The organism is Magnetospirillum sp. ME-1, assembly GCF_002105535.1.
Lineage (GTDB): Bacteria > Pseudomonadota > Alphaproteobacteria > Rhodospirillales > Magnetospirillaceae > Phaeospirillum.
In genome coordinates this window covers 3,785,799-3,804,035 of record NZ_CP015848.1, presented here as the reverse complement: position 1 = coordinate 3,804,035, position 18,237 = coordinate 3,785,799, and the positions used below count along the sequence as shown (strand labels likewise).

16 protein-coding genes and 1 other RNA gene are annotated in these 18,237 nt (G+C 67.2%); 8 read left to right on the top strand and 9 right to left on the bottom strand.

All coding sequences use genetic code 11. The features are described 5' to 3' along the window. Nucleotides 1-10 precede the first annotated feature (10 nt). The 6 genes from WV31_RS17800 to WV31_RS17775 form a co-directional block, all read right to left on the bottom strand. A complete protein-coding gene (locus WV31_RS17800) occupies nt 11-466 on the bottom strand; it encodes a DUF983 domain-containing protein (protein ID WP_085374826.1) in 456 nt (151 codons plus the stop codon). A 45-nt stretch (nt 467-511) separates the two neighbouring features. After that, complete coding sequence (locus WV31_RS17795; RefSeq protein WP_085374825.1) at nt 512-868, bottom strand: TfoX/Sxy family protein; 357 nt, start codon at nt 866-868, stop codon at nt 512-514. Between the two features lie 102 nt (nt 869-970). Further along, nucleotides 971-2,587 carry a fumarate hydratase gene (locus tag WV31_RS17790; protein ID WP_085374824.1) on the bottom strand — a complete coding sequence of 539 codons (1,617 nt, stop codon included), beginning with the start codon at nt 2,585-2,587 and terminating at the stop codon, nt 971-973. Nucleotides 2,588-2,719: 132 nt separating this feature from the next. After that, complete coding sequence (locus WV31_RS17785) at nt 2,720-3,265, bottom strand: SspB family protein (protein WP_085374823.1); 546 nt, start codon at nt 3,263-3,265, stop codon at nt 2,720-2,722. 4 nt (nt 3,266-3,269) lie between these two features. After that, nucleotides 3,270-3,589: a transfer-messenger RNA gene (gene ssrA, locus WV31_RS17780) on the bottom strand. Next, nucleotides 3,558-4,745, bottom strand: coding sequence for a GGDEF domain-containing protein (locus WV31_RS17775; RefSeq protein WP_168185983.1), 1,188 nt, complete (start codon nt 4,743-4,745; stop codon nt 3,558-3,560). Before WV31_RS17775 ends, ssrA begins: the two co-directional genes overlap by 32 nt. Nucleotides 4,746-4,906: 161 nt before the next feature. Here WV31_RS17775 and WV31_RS17770 point away from each other — a divergent pair, with 161 nt between their 5' ends. The 6 genes from WV31_RS17770 (at nt 4,907) to WV31_RS17745 (ending at nt 11,272) form a co-directional block, all read left to right on the top strand. Beyond that, a complete protein-coding gene (locus WV31_RS17770; protein ID WP_085374822.1) occupies nt 4,907-5,701 on the top strand; it encodes a thymidylate synthase in 795 nt (264 codons plus the stop codon). 115 nt (nt 5,702-5,816) lie between these two features. Continuing rightward, nucleotides 5,817-6,311, top strand: coding sequence for a dihydrofolate reductase (locus tag WV31_RS17765; protein WP_085374821.1), 495 nt, complete (start codon nt 5,817-5,819; stop codon nt 6,309-6,311). Between the two features lie 101 nt (nt 6,312-6,412). Then, a complete protein-coding gene (locus WV31_RS17760; protein ID WP_085374820.1) occupies nt 6,413-8,152 on the top strand; it encodes an ABC transporter permease in 1,740 nt (579 codons plus the stop codon). A gap of 12 nt (nt 8,153-8,164) precedes the next feature. After that, nucleotides 8,165-9,523, top strand: a complete 1,359-nt coding sequence (locus WV31_RS17755; protein ID WP_085374819.1) for an ABC transporter ATP-binding protein — start codon at nt 8,165-8,167, stop codon at nt 9,521-9,523. Between the two features lie 65 nt (nt 9,524-9,588). Continuing rightward, nucleotides 9,589-10,581: a TRAP transporter substrate-binding protein DctP gene (dctP, locus tag WV31_RS17750; protein WP_237051354.1), complete on the top strand. Its 993-nt coding sequence runs from the start codon at nt 9,589-9,591 to the stop codon at nt 10,579-10,581. 4 nt (nt 10,582-10,585) lie between these two features. Continuing rightward, nucleotides 10,586-11,272, top strand: a complete 687-nt coding sequence (locus WV31_RS17745) for a class I SAM-dependent methyltransferase (protein ID WP_237051353.1) — start codon at nt 10,586-10,588, stop codon at nt 11,270-11,272. Here WV31_RS17745 and WV31_RS17740 read toward each other — a convergent pair whose 3' ends face one another. Then, nucleotides 11,273-12,112 carry an alpha/beta fold hydrolase gene (locus WV31_RS17740; protein ID WP_168185982.1) on the bottom strand — a complete coding sequence of 280 codons (840 nt, stop codon included), beginning with the start codon at nt 12,110-12,112 and terminating at the stop codon, nt 11,273-11,275. 67 nt (nt 12,113-12,179) lie between these two features. On the opposite strand from WV31_RS17740, the gene WV31_RS17735 reads away from it, so the two are divergent. Next, a complete protein-coding gene (locus WV31_RS17735; RefSeq protein WP_085374815.1) occupies nt 12,180-13,637 on the top strand; it encodes an NAD-dependent succinate-semialdehyde dehydrogenase in 1,458 nt (485 codons plus the stop codon). Between the two features lie 119 nt (nt 13,638-13,756). Here WV31_RS17735 and WV31_RS17730 read toward each other — a convergent pair whose 3' ends face one another. Beyond that, nucleotides 13,757-14,539 carry a response regulator transcription factor gene (locus WV31_RS17730; protein ID WP_085374814.1) on the bottom strand — a complete coding sequence of 261 codons (783 nt, stop codon included), beginning with the start codon at nt 14,537-14,539 and terminating at the stop codon, nt 13,757-13,759. A gap of 74 nt (nt 14,540-14,613) precedes the next feature. Continuing rightward, the gene (locus WV31_RS17725; RefSeq protein ID WP_085375648.1) at nt 14,614-15,036 is read right to left on the bottom strand and encodes an RrF2 family transcriptional regulator; all 423 of its coding nucleotides are present in this window, start codon (nt 15,034-15,036) and stop codon (nt 14,614-14,616) included. 212 nt (nt 15,037-15,248) lie between these two features. Here WV31_RS17725 and WV31_RS17720 point away from each other — a divergent pair, with 212 nt between their 5' ends. After that, nucleotides 15,249-18,194, top strand: a complete 2,946-nt coding sequence (locus tag WV31_RS17720; protein WP_168185981.1) for a hybrid sensor histidine kinase/response regulator — start codon at nt 15,249-15,251, stop codon at nt 18,192-18,194. Nucleotides 18,195-18,237: the final 43 nt, after the last annotated feature.

Below are 18,237 nucleotides of genomic sequence, written 5' to 3'. Positions count from 1 at the left end.
TCGCCGCCCCTTACCCGTGGCGCTCCACGTCGCCCTGGACCTCGTCGCCCTTCAGGCCATGCGCCCACATCAGGCCGAGCACCGCGCCCTTGACCCGGGGCAGCAGACGCCAGATCAGCAGGCCCAGCCCGCCGACCGCCACCGCCATCTGCAATTCCAGGGGCGGATGCCAGGCCTGCTCGGCGGCCAGGACCAGCGGCACCACGATGTGCCCGGCGATCAGCATGGTGAAGTAGGCCGGGCCGTCATCGGCCTTGATGTGCCCCAGGCGCTCGCCGCAATGGGGACAGGCGGCGCGGATGCCGAGATAGCCCTCCATGCTGCCGCCGACGCCGCAGCGCGGACACAATTGCCGCACGCCGCGCCAGAGGGACTGGACGATGGAACGGCGATGCCCGGAATCCGGCGGCAGATTGGCGGGCGGCGGAGCCGGCTTGCAGACGGGAACGCGCAGGCGGTGGGGCATTCGGCAACTCTTTGCGAATAAGACGCACTCTGTAGACAGTGAGCCTCACCGGCGGTCTTTTCCAGTCCTTTTCGACTTGGGTTTGCGGGTACGGAGCGCCGCGTCGAAGGCCGCCCGGCCCCACACGCACAATTGCGCCCCGTCCTCCAGGACATCGGCCGGAACCTCCCAATAGGGCATGACCATGGGCTTGTCGTCCCACGGCTTGAACTGGGCGGCACCGGCGTCTTCGAACATGGGGCGGTTGCCGTCATCGGCCTTGAGGAACAGGGTGTCCCAGGCGATCAGCCCGAACATCAATCCGTCAAGATAGACGCCGAAGCCCCCGAACATGGCCCGCGCCGTGACGGAGCCCAGCGGGGACAGCATGTCGCAGACGTGGTCGGCGAATTGGCGCGACATGGCGGCTCCCACCTCTTTCAAGCAAGGAGGTCCGGAGCATCCCTCCGGGCGGGTAAGGGCGGCGGCCCATCCGCGTCAGCGGATGCGCCACCGCCCAGAACCTCAGTGCGCGAAGTCCGCGAAGAAGTCGTTGCCCTTGTCGTCGACGACGATGAAGGCGGGGAAGTCGACCACTTCGATGCGCCAGATGGCTTCCATGCCCAGTTCGGGGTACTCGATGACCTCGACCTTCTTGATGCAGTCCTGGGCCAGACGGGCGGCGGCGCCGCCCACCGAGCCCAGGTAGAAGCCGCCGTACTTCTTGCAGGCATCGGTGACGGCCTTGGAGCGGTTGCCCTTGGCGATCATCAGCATGGAGCCGCCGGCGGCCTGGAACTGGTCCACATAGGAATCCATGCGGCCCGCCGTGGTGGGGCCGAACGAGCCCGAGGCATAGTTGGACGGCGTCTTGGCCGGACCGGCGTAATAGACGCCCATCTGCTTGAAGTACTCAGGCAGGCCCTCGCCCTTGTCCAGGCGCTCCTTGAGCTTGGCGTGGGCGATGTCGCGGGCGACGATCATGGGCCCCGACAGCGACACGCGGGTCTTCACCGGGTATTGGGACAGGGTCTTCCTGATCTCGTCCATGGGGCGGTTGAGGTCGATCTTGACCACCTCGCCGGCCAGCTTGGAGGCGTCCACGTCGGGCAGGTACTTGGCCGGGTCCTTTTCCATGGCCTCGACGTACACGCCGTCCTTGGTGATCTTGCCGAGGATCTGGCGGTCGGCCGAGCACGACACGCCGATGGCCACCGGGCAGGACGCCCCGTGGCGCGGCAGGCGGATGACGCGCACGTCATGGCAGAAGTACTTGCCGCCGAACTGGGCGCCGATGCCCATGTCCTGGGTCATCTTCAGCACGATCTGCTCGAGCTCCACGTCGCGGAAGGCCTGGCCGTACTTGTTGCCCGAGGTGGGCAGCGAATCCAGGTACTTGGCCGAGGCCAGCTTGACCGTCTTCAGGCACATCTCGGCCGACAGGCCGCCGATGACGATGGCCAGGTGGTAGGGCGGACAGGCCGAGGTGCCCAGCGTCCTGATCTGGGCGTCGAGGAAGGTGAGCAGGCTCTTGGGGTTCAGAAGCGCCTTGGTCTGCTGGTAGAGGAAGGTCTTGTTGGCCGAGCCGCCGCCCTTGGCCATGAACATGAACTTGTAGGCATCGCCCTCGGTGGCGAACAGGTCGATCTGGGCCGGCAGGTTGGTGCCGGTGTTGACCTCTTCGTACATGTCGAGCGGCGCGGTCTGGGAATAGCGCAGGTTCAGCTCGGTATAGGCCTCCTGCACGCCCTGGGAGATGGCGGCCTCGTCATTGCCGCCGGTCCACACCTTCTGGCCCTTCTTGCCCATGACGATGGCGGTGCCGGTGTCCTGGCACATGGGCAGCACGCCGCCCGAGGCGATGCAGGCGTTCTTCAAGAGGTCATAGGCGACGAAGCGGTCGTTGGGCGACGAATTGGCATCGTCGAGGATGTTCCGGAGCTGCTGCAGATGGGCGGGACGCAGCAGGTGCGAGGTGTCCTTGATGGCTTCCTTGGTCAGCCGGACGATCGCCTCGGGGGCCACGGTGACCACCGTCTGGCCGTTGAAGCTGGCGGTCCCCACGCCGTCTGCCGTGATCTTGCGGTAAGGGGTGTCGTCGGACGACAGCGGGAACAGCTCGTGGTAGGCGAAATCGGACATGGCCGGCGACCTCGGTCTGAGAAGAAACGGGTAGCGCCGCCCCACCCGTCGGGGCTGGACGGCTGCGTCAGGTCAAACACCTTTTTGCGGGCAACGTCAAGGGGCGGCCATCAGGCGCGCGCCCCGGCGGCGTCACTTCTTGCGGAACTTGTCCAGCGCCACCACGTTGCCGTCGCCGCCCTCGGCGGGGGGCGTGGGCTCGGGCTCGGAATCCTTGGGCGAGGCGGAAGCGCGCGACGGCGGCGGATCGAACTCGTCGATTTCCACGTCGTCGTCATCGTCGTCATCGCCGGGAATGGCCTGGAACTGCAGGCCGAACTTGGCCGACGGATCGGCGAAGCCGGTCACCGACGAGAAGGGGATCACCATCCGCTCGGGCTTGCCCGAGAAGGACAGGGTCACCGAGAAGCCGTCCTCGGTGACGTCCAGGTCCCAGAACTGGTGCTGCAGCACGATGGTCATCTCGTCGGGATGGCGCGCCTTCAGGTGGTCGGCCATCTCCACGTCGGGATGGTGTGGACGGAAGGTGATGTAGAAATGATGCTCGCCCGGCAGGCCGTGCTCGGCGGCAAAGACCAGCGAATCGCGGACAACGCCGCGCAGGGCCTCTTCCACCATCTTGTCGTAACGCAGTTCTTCCACCGGCCCGAAATCCCATATCCTGGCTGAATGCCGCATTGTAAGTGGGGGGAGTTCTGTTGCCCGGTTCCCCCCGGACCGCGCTTACGGGTTAAGCCGCAGCGGCAAGAGCAACGTTGTCGTTGGCACTTGTTAGGATTGACCCGATAACGGTGGTATCATGCCGAACGCAAACCAGACCTTTACTGCGCACGTCGATCCTGTTTCGCCCCCGATGTTCCGGCCCGCACTGGACCGGGAGATTTGGTGGAGGCGCCGGGTACCGCCCCCGGGTCCGTAACGTCTATTCCGTGTGGCGTTTAGCGTCATAGCCGGTTACCCGGCATCCCCACTATAAAGCGGCCCGCAGCGAAGCGCCAGCCCTGTCGGAACCGGTTTCGCAAGCGGCCACCACCCGGTTGCGCCCCTCGGCCTTGGCCCGGTAGAGGCGCAGATCCGCCTCGGACATGGCCTGCTCCAGGCGCCGGTCGCCGCCCAGATCCGCAAGCCCCATGCTGACCGTAATCCTGGCGTCGCCCTTGGGCGTCGCCACCACCATTTCGGCCAGGGCGGCGCGCAGCCGCTCGGCCACCGGCAACGCCGCCGCCAGGGAGGTTCCAGGCAGGACCACGGCGAATTCCTCGCCGCCCAGGCGGCCGCAGACATCCACGTCCCGCAGATGCTCGCGCAGCACGCCCCCCACCCGGCGCAGCACGTCGTCCCCCGCCGCATGGCCGAACACGTCGTTGACCTGCTTGAAGTGATCCACGTCCATCATCATCACGGCGATGGGCTGGCCGGACCGCAGGCACAGCCGCCGCCGGTCCTCGGCGAGATCGAGGAAGTGGGCGCGGTTGGCGATTCCCGTCAGCAGGTCGATGGTCGCCATGCGCAGCAGCGAACGGTCCGAATCCTCCTTGACCAGCAGCAGGAAGCAGAAGCCGTCGCACAGCGAGAAGACATAGCCGAGCACGAACATGGCCTGGTTGGCCAAGGCGGTGCTTTGCGGGTCCCAGGACTGGCTGGACCACGCCAGGCCGACACGGACCAGGGCGGTAAGCGCGATCACGATGTTGCTGGCCACCAGCATCACCTGGACCCACGAGCGGCGGCGGCCGGAGGCGGAAAGCGCCAAGGCGCTGAGGGCGTATAAGACGAACAGGCTGGACGAGAACAGCACCGCCATGTGGGCGGCCTTGGCCCCGGCGGCGACGCCGCCGAGATAGGCCGCCACCAGGCCGGCGAAGACCAGGGCCGCGCCCCTCATCCGCCGCCCGAGCCCGGCATAGGACAAAAACGCCGCCAGTTCGACGAAATGCCCGGTGATGTACAGCAGATTGCCGGCAAAACCCCAGGGATGGGGGATCAGCGTCTTGGCGATGATCAGGCCGATGGCCAGGCCCTTGAGCAATTGGGCGGCCGCCCAGATCCTCAGGGCGGCCCGGTCGGCGGCGCGGCCCACATGCACGAGCATCAGCGCCCCGAACACCAGATTGCTGATGGCCAGCGTCATCCACAGGGTCTTGGTATCGAAACCCAAAGGCGCACTCCTGAAATTTCCCATACCTTAGACTAGAGACATTCAAATGTCTCGACCCGGAACGTGACGCCAAGTGTCGAATGAAGGCGGGGAACCGGCGTTGCATCGACGGCGGCGCCGCTGATACAGTGCCGCCCACCCCAGTTCGGAGGCCCGCCCCCTTGCAGCAGTACCTGGATCTTCTGCGCCGCATCCGCGCCGAGGGCGTGACCAAGACCGACCGCACCGGCACCGGCACCACCAGCGTGTTCGGCCACCAGATGCGCTTCGACCTCGCCGCCGGCTTTCCCCTGGTGACCACCAAGAAGCTCCACACCCGCTCCATCTTCGTCGAGCTTCTGTGGTTCCTTCGGGGCGACACCAACATCCGCTGGCTGAAGGACAACAAGGTCTCCATCTGGGACGAATGGGCGGACGAGAACGGCGATCTCGGCCCGGTCTACGGCAAGCAATGGCGGTCCTGGGCCTGCCCCGACGGGCGTACCGTCGACCAGATCACCCAGGTGGTGGAGATGATCAGGAAAAGCCCGGATTCGCGCCGGCTGATCGTCTCGGCCTGGAACCCCGCCGACATCGAGTCCATGGCGCTGCCGCCCTGCCACTGCCTGTTCCAGTTCTACGTGGCCGAGGGGAAACTCTCCTGCCAGCTTTACCAGCGCTCGGCCGACGTGTTCTTAGGGGTGCCGTTCAACATCGCCTCCTACGCCCTGCTGACCCACATGATGGCCCAGGTGACCGGGCTGGAAGTCGGCGACTTCGTCCACACCTTCGGCGACGCCCACCTCTATTCCAACCACATGGAGCAGGCCGAGCTGCAACTCGGCCGCGATCCCCTGCCGCTGCCCCGGCTGGAACTCAATCCCGACGTGAAGGATCTGTTCGCCTTCACCATGGACGACATCAAGGTGGTGGACTACCAGTCCCACCCCCATATCGCCGCGCCGGTGGCGGTATGAGCAAGGTGCTAAGCCTGTCATCCCGAGCGAAGCCGAGGGATCTCCTCCTGGTCCGCCTTTGCCGAATTGGACAAGCCGCAGCAGACGGAGATTCCTCCTCCCGGTGGTCGTCGGAATGACAATTGCAAATATCGCCCTGATCGTCGCGGTCGCCGCCAACGGCGTGATCGGCAAGGATAACCGGCTGCCCTGGCACATCCCCGAGGACCTGAAGTGGTTCAAGGAGAACACCCTGGGCAAGCCGGTGATCATGGGCCGCAAGACCTGGGACTCCATCGGCCGCCCTCTGCCCAAGCGCCCCAACATCGTGGTGACGCGCCAGGCCGGCTGGCGGGCCGAGGGCGCGCATACCGCCCATTCCCTGGACGAGGCGCTGGGCCTGGCGGCGGGTCTGGCCCCCGAGGCGGCCGAACTGATGGTGATCGGCGGCAACGCCCTGTTCGCCGAGGCCCTGCCCCGGGCCGGACGCCTGTATCTGACCGAGATCGGGCGCGCCTATGAGGGCGACACGGTTTTCCCTCCGCTGGACCGCTCCCTTTGGCGGGAAATCACGCGGCGTTCCAATGCCGGCGACCCCGCCTTCGACTTCGTGATTCTGGAACGGGGCTGACGGCGGCCTGACCGTCACGATCTTGTAAGGTTTCCCTTCTCGACAAGGGCGGGCCGGGCAGGCTATGAGGGGCGCACTCAACCCGAACCGGAACGGCCGGAATGCGTTGGAGCCTTCCCACAGTCGCGGTGGCGCCGGAACTCAAGCCCAATTTCTGGGATCTGGCGATCATACCGATGATCTTCGCGCTGCTGGCCCTGCTGGCCTATGGCGGCGCGCAGATGACCACGCCCTATGACGTGGGAGAGAAGCTGGCCCTGTCGCTGGACCCTGCCGGCCTGCCCTATTACCTGCTGCGCAGCGCGCTGCGCATGGCCGCCGCCCTGGCCGCCTCGCTGGCCTTCACCCTGGTCTACGCCACCCTGGCGGCCAAGGTGCCGGCCCTGGAAAAGATCCTGATCCCCATCCTCGACATCCTGCAGTCGATTCCGATCCTGGGGTTCCTGTCCATCACGGTCACCGGCTTCATCGCCCTGTTTCCCGGCAACCTGCTGGGGGTGGAATGCGCCGCCATCTTCGCCATCTTCACCTCGCAGGCCTGGAACATGACGTTCAGCCTGTATTCCTCGCTGAAGACGGTGCCCAACGACCTGATCGAAGCCTCGGAGATGTTCCACCTGTCGCCGTGGCAGCGCTTCTGGCGCCTGGAACTGCCCTGGGCCATGCCCGGTCTGGTCTGGAACATGATGATGAGCGTGTCGGGCGGCTGGTTCTTCGTGGTGGCGTCGGAAGCCATCTCGGTGGCGGGCCAGAGCATCGCCCTGCCCGGCGTCGGCTCCTACATCGCGCTGGCCATCGCCGAGGAAAATCTGGCGGCCATCGGCTGGGCCATGCTGGCGGTGCTGGCCGGCATCGTCATCTACGACCAGCTGATGTTCCGCCCGCTGGTGGCCTGGGCCGACAAGTTCAAGGTGGATTCCGCCCCCGGCGAACAGCAGCCGGAATCCTGGCTGCTGACCCTGCTGCAGCGCGGCCGCCTGTCGCGCTTCCTGGCCCGCCTGCCCGCCGCCCTGTGGGACCGCTTCACCGGCCTGCTGCGTCGCCGGGAAGAGGTTACGCTATTCCACAGCGCCCCCATCCACATGGTGACCCTGCCGTCCTGGGCCGAACGCGCCTGGGACGGGCTGCTGATCGTGGCGGCGGTGGGCGCGCTGGTGGAGGTGGCCTTGTTCATTCACGGCTCCATCGGACTGATGGAGGTGGGGCAGGTGCTGCTTTACGGCATCGCCACCGCGTTGCGCGTCGTCATCCTGATCAGCCTGGCCTCGCTGGTCTGGGTACCGGTGGGGGTATGGATCGGCCAACGGCCGGTGGTGGCCCAGAATGTCCAGTGGATCGCCCAGTTCCTGGCCGCCTTCCCCGCCAACCTGATGTTCCCGGTGGCGGTGGTGCTGATCGTCCATTTCGACGCCAACGTCAACGTGTGGACCAGCCCGCTGATGATCCTGGGCACCCAGTGGTACATCCTGTTCAACGTCATCGCCGGTGCCGCCGCCATTCCCCAGGACATGAAGGACGCGGCGGGCAATCTGGGCCTGTCGGGCTGGCTGAGGTGGAAGAAGTTCATCCTGCCCGCCATCTTCCCGTCCTACGTCACCGGGGCGGTGACCGCCTCGGGCGGCTCGTGGAACGCCTCGATCGTGTCGGAACTGGTCAGCTGGGGCGACACGCGGCTGGAGGCGGTGGGGCTGGGCTCCTACATCGCGCGGGCCACCTCGGACGGCGACTTTCCCCGCATCGCGCTGGGCATCGCGGTGATGTGCCTGTTCGTGATGGGCTTCAACCGCTTCCTGTGGCGGCGGCTTTACATGCTGGCCGCCGAGCGGCTGCGTCTGGACTAGAAGGAGCGGGCCATGGCAGACAACACCCTCCCCACCGCCCTGCTCGATCTTCGGGGCGTGCGCAAGTCCTTCCGCACCCCGGAGCGCCACGAGCGCACCGTGCTGGAAGGCGTCGACTTCAAGCTGGAGGAAGGCGAGATCGTCGCCCTTCTGGGCAAGTCGGGCTCGGGCAAGTCGACCCTGCTGCGCATCATGGCCGGCCTGATCAAGGCCAATGGCGGCGAGGTCAAGTACCGGGGCCAGACCATGACCGGCCCGGCCAAGGGCATCTCCATGGTGTTCCAGTCCTTCGCCCTGTTCCCCTGGCTGACGGTCGAGGAAAACGTCGAACTGGGCCTGGAGGCGGCGGGGGTGTCCAAGGCCGAGCGCGAGGACCGCGCCAACGAGGCCATCGAGCTGATCGGCCTGGGCGGCTATGAAAGCGCCTACCCGAAGGAATTGTCGGGCGGCATGCGCCAGCGCGTCGGCTTCGCCCGCGCCCTGGTGATGCGCCCCGACGTGCTGCTGCTGGACGAGCCGTTCTCGGCGCTGGACGTGCTGACCTCGGAAACCCTGCGCGAGGATCTGCTCGAACTGTGGGACGAGCGCAAGATTCCCACCAAGGGCATCCTGCTGGTCTCCCACAACATCGAGGAGGCGGTGTCCATGGCCGACCGCGTCCTGGTGTTCTCCTCCGATCCCGGGCGGGTGCGGGCCGAGATCCGCGTCAACCTGCCCCGGCCGCGCGATACCGAATCGCCCGCCTTCCGCCAGATCGTCGACGAGGTCTACACCCTGATGACCGCCAACGTCAGGGGCGGCGGCCTGGGCACGGCGGAACAGCTGACGCTGGGCTACCGCCTGCCCGACACCACCCCGGGCAAGATGGCCGGCCTTCTGGAGACCGTCGCCGAAGCCCCCTTCAACGGCCGCGCCGACCTGCCCCAGCTGGCCGAGGAGACGGAGCTGGAAGACGACCAGCTGTTCCACCTGTTCGAGGGCCTGCGGGTCCTGGGGCTGGCGCGCATCGCCGCCGGCGACATCTTCGTCACCCCCTCCGGCCAGGCCTTCGTCGAGGCCGAGGACGCGCTTCGCAAGGACCTGTTCGCCGAGGCCCTGGTCAAGAACATCCCGCTGGCCGCCCATATCCGCCGCGTGCTGGACGAACGCAAGGACCACCGCGCCCCGGAAGACCGCTTCTTGCAGGAATTGCAGGACTACCTCACCGACGACGAGGCCGAGCGCGTGCTGGAGACGGCCATCACCTGGGGCCGCTACGCCGAGATCTTCGACTACGACTACAATGCCGGCGTGCTGATGCTGCCCGAGGAAGTGGTCGAGGAGATGGAAGCCGAGGAAGAGGCCCGCGAGGGCATGGACCTGCGGGAATAGTTGCCCGAAACTTCCGAACGTGCTGCACTGTCCCCCGGGGATGCTCTGGGGGGAGCGATAGCGCTGTGCTGAGAGGGATTCTACTGAAGCTGGCGGCGGGAGCCTTGGCGGCGCTGGCGGCGATGCCCGGGGCGCGGGCCGAGACCTGGAACGCGTCGTACCAGTTTCCGCCCGGCGACCTGCGCGACGACGCCATGCGCTCCATCGCGCAGGCCATGGCGCCCCAGGGCCTGACCATCCGCCTCTACGCCGCCGCCTCCCTGCTGCGCCCCGGCAATCAGTGGAGCGCGCTGACCGGCGGCAGTATCGACATGGTGTTCATGCCGGTGGATTACCTGCTGGACCGCATTCCCCAATTGGCCGTGCTGTCCCTGCCGACCATGATCCGCAGCCGCGCCCAGGCCGGGCGGGTCTCGGCCTCGCCCGCCATGCGCGACCTGAAGCGCCAGGTCGAGGCGGCGGGCGTGGTCATCGTGGCCGATTCCTGGATTCCCGGCGCCTATGCAAGCCGCCAGCGCTGCGTGCAGGTCCCCGCCGACGCCAAGGGCCTGAAGGCCCGGACCATCGGCCGCTTCATGAGTGAATACTGGGCCGGGGCCGGCGCGGTGCCGGTCCCCGTAGCCACCTCGGAATCCCTGGGCACCCTGGTCAGCAACGATCTGATCGACATCGCCAACACCTCGGCGGCGACCTTGCTGTCGCTGCGCATGGAGCGCAAATTCGCCTGCCTGACCGTTCCCGGCACGGGCGGCGCCATGTGGTACCTGTACGAACCGATCATGGTGTCCAAGCGCCGCTACGAGTCCTTGAGCGACACCCAGCGCCAGGCGCTGCACGCGGCGGCGGCGGCGGCGGAGGCCAATCTCGCCGCCTCCCTGTCGCTGCTCGAGCGCCGTCTGGCCGGCAATTTCATCGCCGCCGGAATCGAGGTGGTCAAACTGGATGCCGATTCCATGGAATCCTGGCACAAACTGGCGCGGCGCACCGCCTGGAAGTCGTTCCGCGACCACGTGCCGGGCGGGGCCGAGCTTCTGGACAAGATACAGGCCGTGGAGTGATGCGTTGAAGGAAACCAGCAAGTCCATTGCCCGCCGGGCCCGCCAGCCCGAATTCATCACCCGCTATTTCGTGGGCCAAGGCTTGGACATCGGCAACGGAAACGATCCGCTCTCGCTGTATGGCGAGCAGTTCCCCGCCATGACCGCCTGCAAGATCTGGGACATCGTCGACGGCGACCTGCAGCACCTGACCGGGCTGGCGGATTCCACCTTCGACTTCGTGCATGCCGCCTTCATCCTGCAGAAAATGGCCTCGCCGCTGGAGGCGCTGCGCCATTGGCTGCGTGTGCTCAAACCCGGCGGCCATCTGGTGGTGCTGGTCCCCGACGAGGACATGTACGAGCAGGGCCACTGGCCGTCGCGCCACAACCCCGAGCACCGCTGGACCTTCACCCCGTTCAAGCCCAAATCGTGGAGCCCGGTCTCGGTCAACCTGCTGGAAGCGGTGACCGCGCTGGGCATCCAGGCGGAACTGCGCCGCATGGAGGTGCTGGAGGGCAGCTACCGCCACCGCCTGCCGCGCTTCGACCAGACCCTGACCCCGGTGGGCGAGGCGGCCATCGAGATGGTCATCCGCAAGCGCCCGCAGCCCGAGGCGGTGGCGGGCGGACGCTTCAATCCCGAAGGACAGCTGAACGCCCGCGACATCTTCCTGCTGACCGGCCTCAGGGTGGAGCAGCCGAAGGGATAGTCATTCCGCCAGGAAATCCTCGATCACCGCGATCTGGTCCGGCACGTTGAGGCAGGGCGCGTGGCCGCAGCCGGGAATGGTCACCAGCCGGGCCCTGGGCCCCCGCCGGGTCATTTCCTCGGCGACCTCGGGCAGCAGCAGGTCGGATTCGGCGCCGCGCAGCACCAAAGTGGGGCATCTCACCCCCTCGTACTCGGTCCAGATCTCGTAATCGCCGGCCGAGGCGGCGAACACCCGCATCACCGCCGGGTCGTAATGGACGGTGATGCGCCCGTCGCCGCGGCGCCGCGCCGAGGTCTCGGCCATGCGCCGCCATTCGGCGTCGGTCTGGAACCCGTAGGGCTTGTAGACCAGCCGCAGGAAGTCCTCGAACGCGGCCATGGTGGGAAAATGGGGAATCTGGGTGACGTAGGCGCGGATACGCTCCACCGCGAAGGGATTGAGGCTGGGGCCGATATCGTTCATCACCAGCCGCTTCATGCGGTGCCTCAGCGGCCCCGCCGCCAGCAGCATGCCCAGCGCGCCGCCCATGGAGGTGCCGATCCAGTCCATGGAGCCGATTCCCAGCTCGTCCAGAATGGCCTCGGCGTGCTTCATATAGGCGGCCAGGGTGTAGTCGCGGGTCGGCGCCCGCGACCATCCCGACAGGCCGCGTCCCAGGGTATCGGGGCAGATCACCCGGTAGCGGCCGGAGAAATGCTCGGCCAGGGTGTCGAAATCGCGCCCGGTCCGGGCCAGACCGTGCCACATGACCAGGACCGGCGCCGCGTCTTCCCCCCATTCGGTGATGTGAAACTCGCGTCCCAGAACGGACAGGTAGCGGGACCGGGGTTTGTCCATGGCGCCCCCCTTTGCGTTGTGAAGCGCTCGAGTATACCCTGTCCGCTCCCCGGTTTGGATGAATGCCATGCTCAAGCTTTCCGATTCCGCCCTGCTGCGCGATCACGCCTATGTTAACGGGACCTGGGTTGCCGCCCAATCGGGTGAACGCCTTGCCGTCACCAACCCCGCCAACGGCACGCTGGTGGGGCACGTGCCCGCCATGGGCGCCGCCGAGACGCGGGCCGCCATCGACGCCGCCGAGCGCGCCTGGGGCCCCTGGAAGGCCAAGACCGCCAAGGAGCGCTCCATCATCCTCAAGCGCTGGTACGAGCTGATCATGGCGGCGCAGGAGGATCTGGCCCGCCTGATGACCGCCGAGCAGGGCAAGCCCCTGGCCGAGGCCCGGGGCGAGGTGGCCTACGGCGCCTCCTTCGTGGAATGGTTCGCCGAGGAGGCCAAAAGGGTCTATGGCGACACCATCCCCGAGCATCTGCCCGGACGGCGCATCGTCGTCACCAAGGAGCCGGTGGGCGTGGTCGCCGCCATCACGCCGTGGAACTTCCCCATCGCCATGATCACCCGGAAATGCGCCCCGGCCCTGGCGGCCGGCTGCCCGGTGGTGATCAAGCCGGCCGAGGACACTCCGCTGTCGGCCCTGGCCCTGGCCGAACTGGCCGGGCGCGCCGGCTTCCCGCCGGGCGTGATCAACGTCGTCACCGCCGGCGACCCCAGGGCGGTGGGGGCCGAACTGACGTCCAACCCCAAGGTGCGCAAGCTCTCCTTCACCGGCTCCACCGAGGTGGGCAAGCTGCTGATGGCCCAATGCGCCGCCACGGTGAAGAAGCTGTCGCTGGAACTGGGCGGCAACGCCCCCTTCATCGTCTTCGACGACGCCGATCTGGACGCCGCTGTGGCGGGCGCCATGGCGTCCAAGTACCGCAACACCGGCCAGACCTGCGTCTGCGCCAACCGCCTGCTGGTCCAGGACGGCGTCTACGATGCCTTCGCCGCCAGGCTGGCCGAGGCGGTCAAGGCCTTGAAGGTCGGCCCCGGCCTGGAAGGCGACTTCCAGCAGGGCCCGCTGATCAACGAGGAGGCGGTGCAAAAGGTCGAGCGCCACATCGCCGACGCGGTGGCCAAGGGAGCGCGCATCGTGCTGGGCGGCAAGCGCCATGCCCTGGGCGGCACCTTCTTCGAGCCGACCATCCTGGCCGACGTCACCACCGACATGGCGCCCGCGCGGGAGGAAACCTTCGGCCCCGTGGCCCCGCTGTTCCGGTTCAAGACCGAGGACGAGGCGGTGCGCATGGCCAACGACACGGAATTCGGTCTGGCCGCCTATTTCTACTCCCGCGACGTGGGGCGCGTCTGGCGGGTGTCGCGCGCCCTGGAATACGGCATCGTCGGCATCAACGAGGGCATCATCTCCACCGAGGTGGCGCCCTTCGGCGGCGTCAAGGAATCCGGCCTGGGCCGCGAGGGCTCCAAGTACGGCCTCGAGGACTTCCTCGAGGTCAAGTACCTGTGCATGGGCGGGATTTAGGGCCCGTCCGGGTTTAGCGGACTCTGTTTTTCCTTCCGTCACCCTCGGGCTTGACCCGAGGGTCCATGGACGGCCGGGTCAAGCCCGGCCATGACGGGAAAAGAAAGTGCCTGCGCAAATTACGTGATGCTGAACCGCGCCAGGGTCTCGGCCAGGTCGTCGCCGAACTTCGGCCCCTTGCGGATCAGCGAGGCCCGCGGCGGCAGGCCCTTCAGCTTCGGGTTGCCCCATTCGTAGCTGGTGAACAGCGCGAAGGGGATGGATTCGGTCACCGGCATGGCGGCCAGGGCGCAGCCCAGGTCGACGCCGGACAACAGGCCCAGTTCCACCGAGGCGATCACCATGTCGGGGCGGGTGCGCACCACCGTCTCCATGGCGGCGAAGCCGTCGCGGATGGTGGAGGTGCGGTAGCCGCAGGCGGCCAGCTCGCGCTCGACGATGCGCGACATGGCCTTTTCCGGCACCACCAGCAGAATCTCGACGTTCTTCTTCTCGATCTTGCCGAAATCGATGTCGGCGGTGCGCTTGGCCGGCAGGGCGCGCACCACGGCGGGGGCGTCGGCCTCGGAGACATGCTCGCCGTCGGCCAGCTTCTCGATCTTGTCGACGAACACCTGGATCTCGTCCAGTTCGCTCGGACCGACTTCCTTCAGCTCGCCCACGTATTCGTCGAAGCGGTGGGTGACCAGCTTGATCATGGGCAGGCTGAGACCCTGGGCATGGCTGCGCAGGTTGCTGGCTTCACGCTTCAGGGTCGCCAGACCTTCGGCGGCGGCGACGCTCTTGGAGCGCATGTTGCCGATCAGAACCTGCAGCTGGCTGGCGGTGTCCCGGAGTTCCTCGAGAAACTCGTTGATGACGCGAAGTTCGTTCTCGTTGTCGGCAGTATCGATAGCGGCCATGTTTCCCCCAAACAACTATGCCCGCCAAGGGATACACCACTTGCGGCACAGAGAAAACCCATCCATACGAAGGGCTATTCGGCAGCCTGGCGCTCGGCGACCAGCATGTCCGCCAGGGTATAGCCGTCCAGGACCTTGAAGAAGGCCGACAGGCCCGAAGCCAGCGCGTCACGGGCGATACAGCTGCCCGAAAGGCGGCATTCCTCAGCCGATTCGCAGCGCATGCAGCGGACCAGGGTGAAGTCGTCCTCGGTCTCGCGGATGAACTGGCCCAGCTTGATGTCCTCGGGCCGGCGCAGCAGACGGACGCCGCCGTACTTGCCCCGCACCGTCTCCAGATAGCCGGCGCGGCCCAGCTGATGCACCACCTTGGTCAGATGGTTCTTGGAGATGCCGTAGCATTCGGCGATCTCGTTGATGGTGACCAGATCGCCCTTGTGCTGCCCCACATGGACGAGGACTCGCAACGCGTAATCGGTGTGCAGGGTGAGGCGCATGGCGGCGAATATCCACATGAAAATTGTGAGAACGCTGAACATGCTGCGATAATATTTGATTTTGGTCAAGACGGCCGGAAGGCAGGGGTCCCCCGCGTCCGGCCGCTTTTTTCTCCTGCCCGGGACCGGAAGGCCGCCACTGCCCTTCCCCCGCCCCGTCTGCGCTTGTACCATCGCGGGTGGAGAGGCGAAGGATGGGGATGACGCCGGCCATGGCGTATGCGCGCTTCGTTCGTTGGATCAGGGCCCTGCCCATCGCCTGGCGCATTCCGCTGGTGGTGGCGCTCAACGTCTGCGTGGCGCTGGCGGTGGGCGGCCTGGGCTGGCACGCCGCCTCGGTGATGGATTCCGACCTGGACGAATTGCGCATGGTCCAGCACCGGACCTCCGCCCTGGCCGAGATCGACATCCGCGCCTCGCGCCTTCAGGGCATGATCCGCCAGTATCTGGCCAATCCCACCGACGACCTCCTGAAGGACGCCATGCGCCGGTCCGAGGAGCTGTTCGTGGCCATGGGCGACGCCACCGCCCACCAGAAGCCGCTGTCCGACGACGCCCACGCCATGCATCAGGCGGCGCGGCGCTTCGTCTCGGGGTTCCAGACGCTGAAGGCCATCAACGCCGACATCCTGCGCCTTTACGAAAGCGACGTGCTGCAATCCACCAGCGAGATGTCGGGTCTGTACGCCATCCTCAACTCCACCGCCCGGTCGCGCGGCGGCGATCCCTTGAGCCCGGCCCTGGTCAAGTCGCACGAGAATTTCGTCGAGGCCCTGATCTCCATCAACGCCTTCTACTTCAACGGCGTGGCCGCCGGCGCCATCAACGCCCATGCCAGCCTGCAGCGGGTCACCGACACCATTCCGGCGCTCTCCCGGCTGGCCAGCAGCGATCTGCAGCGCGACGCCCTGGCGGTGATCGGCACCCGGGCGCGCACCCTGTCGGCGGCCATCGAGGCCATCGCCCGGGGGTTCGACGAACGCTCGCGCATTCTCACCGACGAGGTGGACGCCAGCCAGGCGGCCATGTCGGCGTCCATCGACCGCCAGATCATCCAGGGCCGCGACCGCGAGGAACGTCTCCAGCGCCGGTCGCGCCACCAGTTGCTGCGCCTGGCCGTGGTGGGCGCCGGCGCCGCCCTGGTCCTGCTGCTGGTGGGCGCCTGGATCAGCTGGATGATCGGGCAATCCATCCGCTCGCCGCTGCAGCGCCTGCGCGAGACCATGGAATCGGGGGCCAGCGGCGACTGGTCGCGCGAGGTGGAAGGGCGCGACCTGCACGACGAACTGGCGGCCATGGCCCGCACCGTCGAGGTGTTCAAGCGCAACTCCCTGGAAAAGCAGCGGCTGGAAGCCGAGCGGGAAGAGGCCGGACGCCGCGCCGAGGAAGCCAACCGCCGGACGCTGCAGGATCTCCTGGCCCAGATCGAGGCCCACGACCACCCCGCCTCGTTCACCCGTCCGGTGGCCGCCGCGCCCGAGACCGAGGCTGCCGAGATCGCCGCCGCCTTCAACCGGGTGCTGGCCAAGTTCGACGAGGCCAATCGCGGCCGCGACGCCGCCATCCGCGCGCTGACCACCGCCAAGGAAAGCGCCGAGGCCGCCAACCAGGCCAAGTCCGCCTTCCTGGCCACCATGAGCCACGAGATCCGCACCCCCATGAACGGGGTGATCGGCATGCTGGAACTCCTCGACCACACCACGCTGGACGGCGACCAGCGCGATCTGGTGGCCACCACGCGGGATTCCGGCCTGGCCCTGCTGCGCATTCTCGACGACGTGCTGGATTTCTCGAAGATCGAGGCCGGACGGCTGGAACTGGAGCAGGTTCCCGTCCACCTCGACCGCCTGGTCGAGGGCATCGTCCAGACCGTCAGCCCGGCGGCGGCGGCCAAGTCGCTGAATCTCACCGCCTTCGTCGATCCCGGCCTGCCCACCTCGGTGCTGGCCGATCCCGTGCGGCTGCGGCAGATCCTCTTCAACCTTGCCGGCAACGCCGTCAAGTTCACTGCCCAAGGCCGCGTCGCCATCCATGTCGGCCACGGCGGCACCGACGCCCAGGGTCTGGTCATCTTGTCCATCCGGGTGGTCGATACCGGCATCGGCATCGACGACACGCTGAAAGACCGCCTGTTCCAGCCCTTCACCCAGGCCGAAAGCTCGACCACCAGACGCTTCGGCGGCACCGGCCTCGGCCTGTCCATCACCCGGCGGCTGGTGGACCTGATGGGCGGCACCGCGGGCTTCGAATCCAGGCTTGGTGAGGGCTCGTCCTTCTGGTGCCGCCTGCCGCTGCCCATGGTCGAGCCCGCCCCCACCACCACCGCGCCGCTCACCGAGCAGACCACCGACTTCATCGGCCTGCGCATCCTGGTGGTGGATCCCGACACCGAGGAGCGGACCCTGATCGCCCTGGTGACCGAACAGGGCGGCGGCGCCGTGGTGCGCGTCCCCGGCCCCAGGGAGGCCGAGGCGGCGTCGCGCAAGGCCACCACCACCCAGATACCCTTCGACCTGGCCCTGATCACCGCCGATACCGTCACCCGTGAAGACCTCGCCCCGCTGGAGGCCACCCCCGTTCTGTTCATCGAGGGCCAGGATTCCGACCGCCGGTTCAGCCTGGAGCGGCACCCCGCCTGCCATGGCTTCCTGAGCCGGCCCCTCAGCCGCACCCAGATCGCGGCGGCGGTGGACAGGGTGGTCGGCCCCTACGCCCCCGCCCGCCCCGCCTGCGCGCCTTCGGCTCCTCCCGAACCGAAGCCCAGCCACTGGGACGGCGCCCCCATCCTGGTGGCCGAGGACCATCCGGTGAACCAGCAGGTGATCCGGCGCCAGCTGCAATTGCTGGGCTTTGCCGCCGAGGTCTTCCCCGACGGCGCCGCCGCCCTGGCCGCCTGGCGCGCCAGGCCTTATTGCCTGGTGCTGACCGATTGCCACATGCCCATCATGGACGGCTTCCAGCTCACCGCCGCCATCCGGGCCGAGGAACGGGCGGACGGCCGCCATACCCCCATCCTGGCGCTCACCGCCAACGCCCTGGCCGGCGAGGCCGAACGCTGCCTGAAGGCCGGCATGGACTCGTATCTGTCCAAGCCGGTGGAGCTTCCCCATCTGCGCCAAGCCCTCGAGCACCTGCTTCCGGACTATACACAAGGATAGCTATCCCATTGGATTCAATGGGATAATGCCACAAAGAGCCATA

What these genes read in the sequence shown, in the direction of transcription:
- WV31_RS17740 (WP_168185982.1), bottom strand. Translation starts at nt 12,112, where the DNA reads ATGGACAAACCCCGGTCCCGCTACCTGTCCGTTCTGGGACGCGAGTTT.
- WV31_RS17760 (WP_085374820.1), top strand. Translation starts at nt 6,413, where the DNA reads ATGCGTTGGAGCCTTCCCACAGTCGCGGTGGCGCCGGAACTCAAGCCC.
- WV31_RS17735 (WP_085374815.1), top strand. Translation starts at nt 12,180, where the DNA reads ATGCTCAAGCTTTCCGATTCCGCCCTGCTGCGCGATCACGCCTATGTT.
- WV31_RS17725 (WP_085375648.1), bottom strand. Translation starts at nt 15,036, where the DNA reads ATGCGCCTCACCCTGCACACCGATTACGCGTTGCGAGTCCTCGTCCAT.
- WV31_RS17720 (WP_168185981.1), top strand. Translation starts at nt 15,249, where the DNA reads ATGGCGTATGCGCGCTTCGTTCGTTGGATCAGGGCCCTGCCCATCGCC.
- WV31_RS17790 (WP_085374824.1), bottom strand. Translation starts at nt 2,587, where the DNA reads ATGTCCGATTTCGCCTACCACGAGCTGTTCCCGCTGTCGTCCGACGAC.
- WV31_RS17765 (WP_085374821.1), top strand. Translation starts at nt 5,817, where the DNA reads ATGACAATTGCAAATATCGCCCTGATCGTCGCGGTCGCCGCCAACGGC.
- WV31_RS17800 (WP_085374826.1), bottom strand. Translation starts at nt 466, where the DNA reads ATGCCCCACCGCCTGCGCGTTCCCGTCTGCAAGCCGGCTCCGCCGCCC.
- WV31_RS17730 (WP_085374814.1), bottom strand. Translation starts at nt 14,539, where the DNA reads ATGGCCGCTATCGATACTGCCGACAACGAGAACGAACTTCGCGTCATC.
- WV31_RS17795 (WP_085374825.1), bottom strand. Translation starts at nt 868, where the DNA reads ATGTCGCGCCAATTCGCCGACCACGTCTGCGACATGCTGTCCCCGCTG.
- WV31_RS17785 (WP_085374823.1), bottom strand. Translation starts at nt 3,265, where the DNA reads ATGCGGCATTCAGCCAGGATATGGGATTTCGGGCCGGTGGAAGAACTG.
- WV31_RS17755 (WP_085374819.1), top strand. Translation starts at nt 8,165, where the DNA reads ATGGCAGACAACACCCTCCCCACCGCCCTGCTCGATCTTCGGGGCGTG.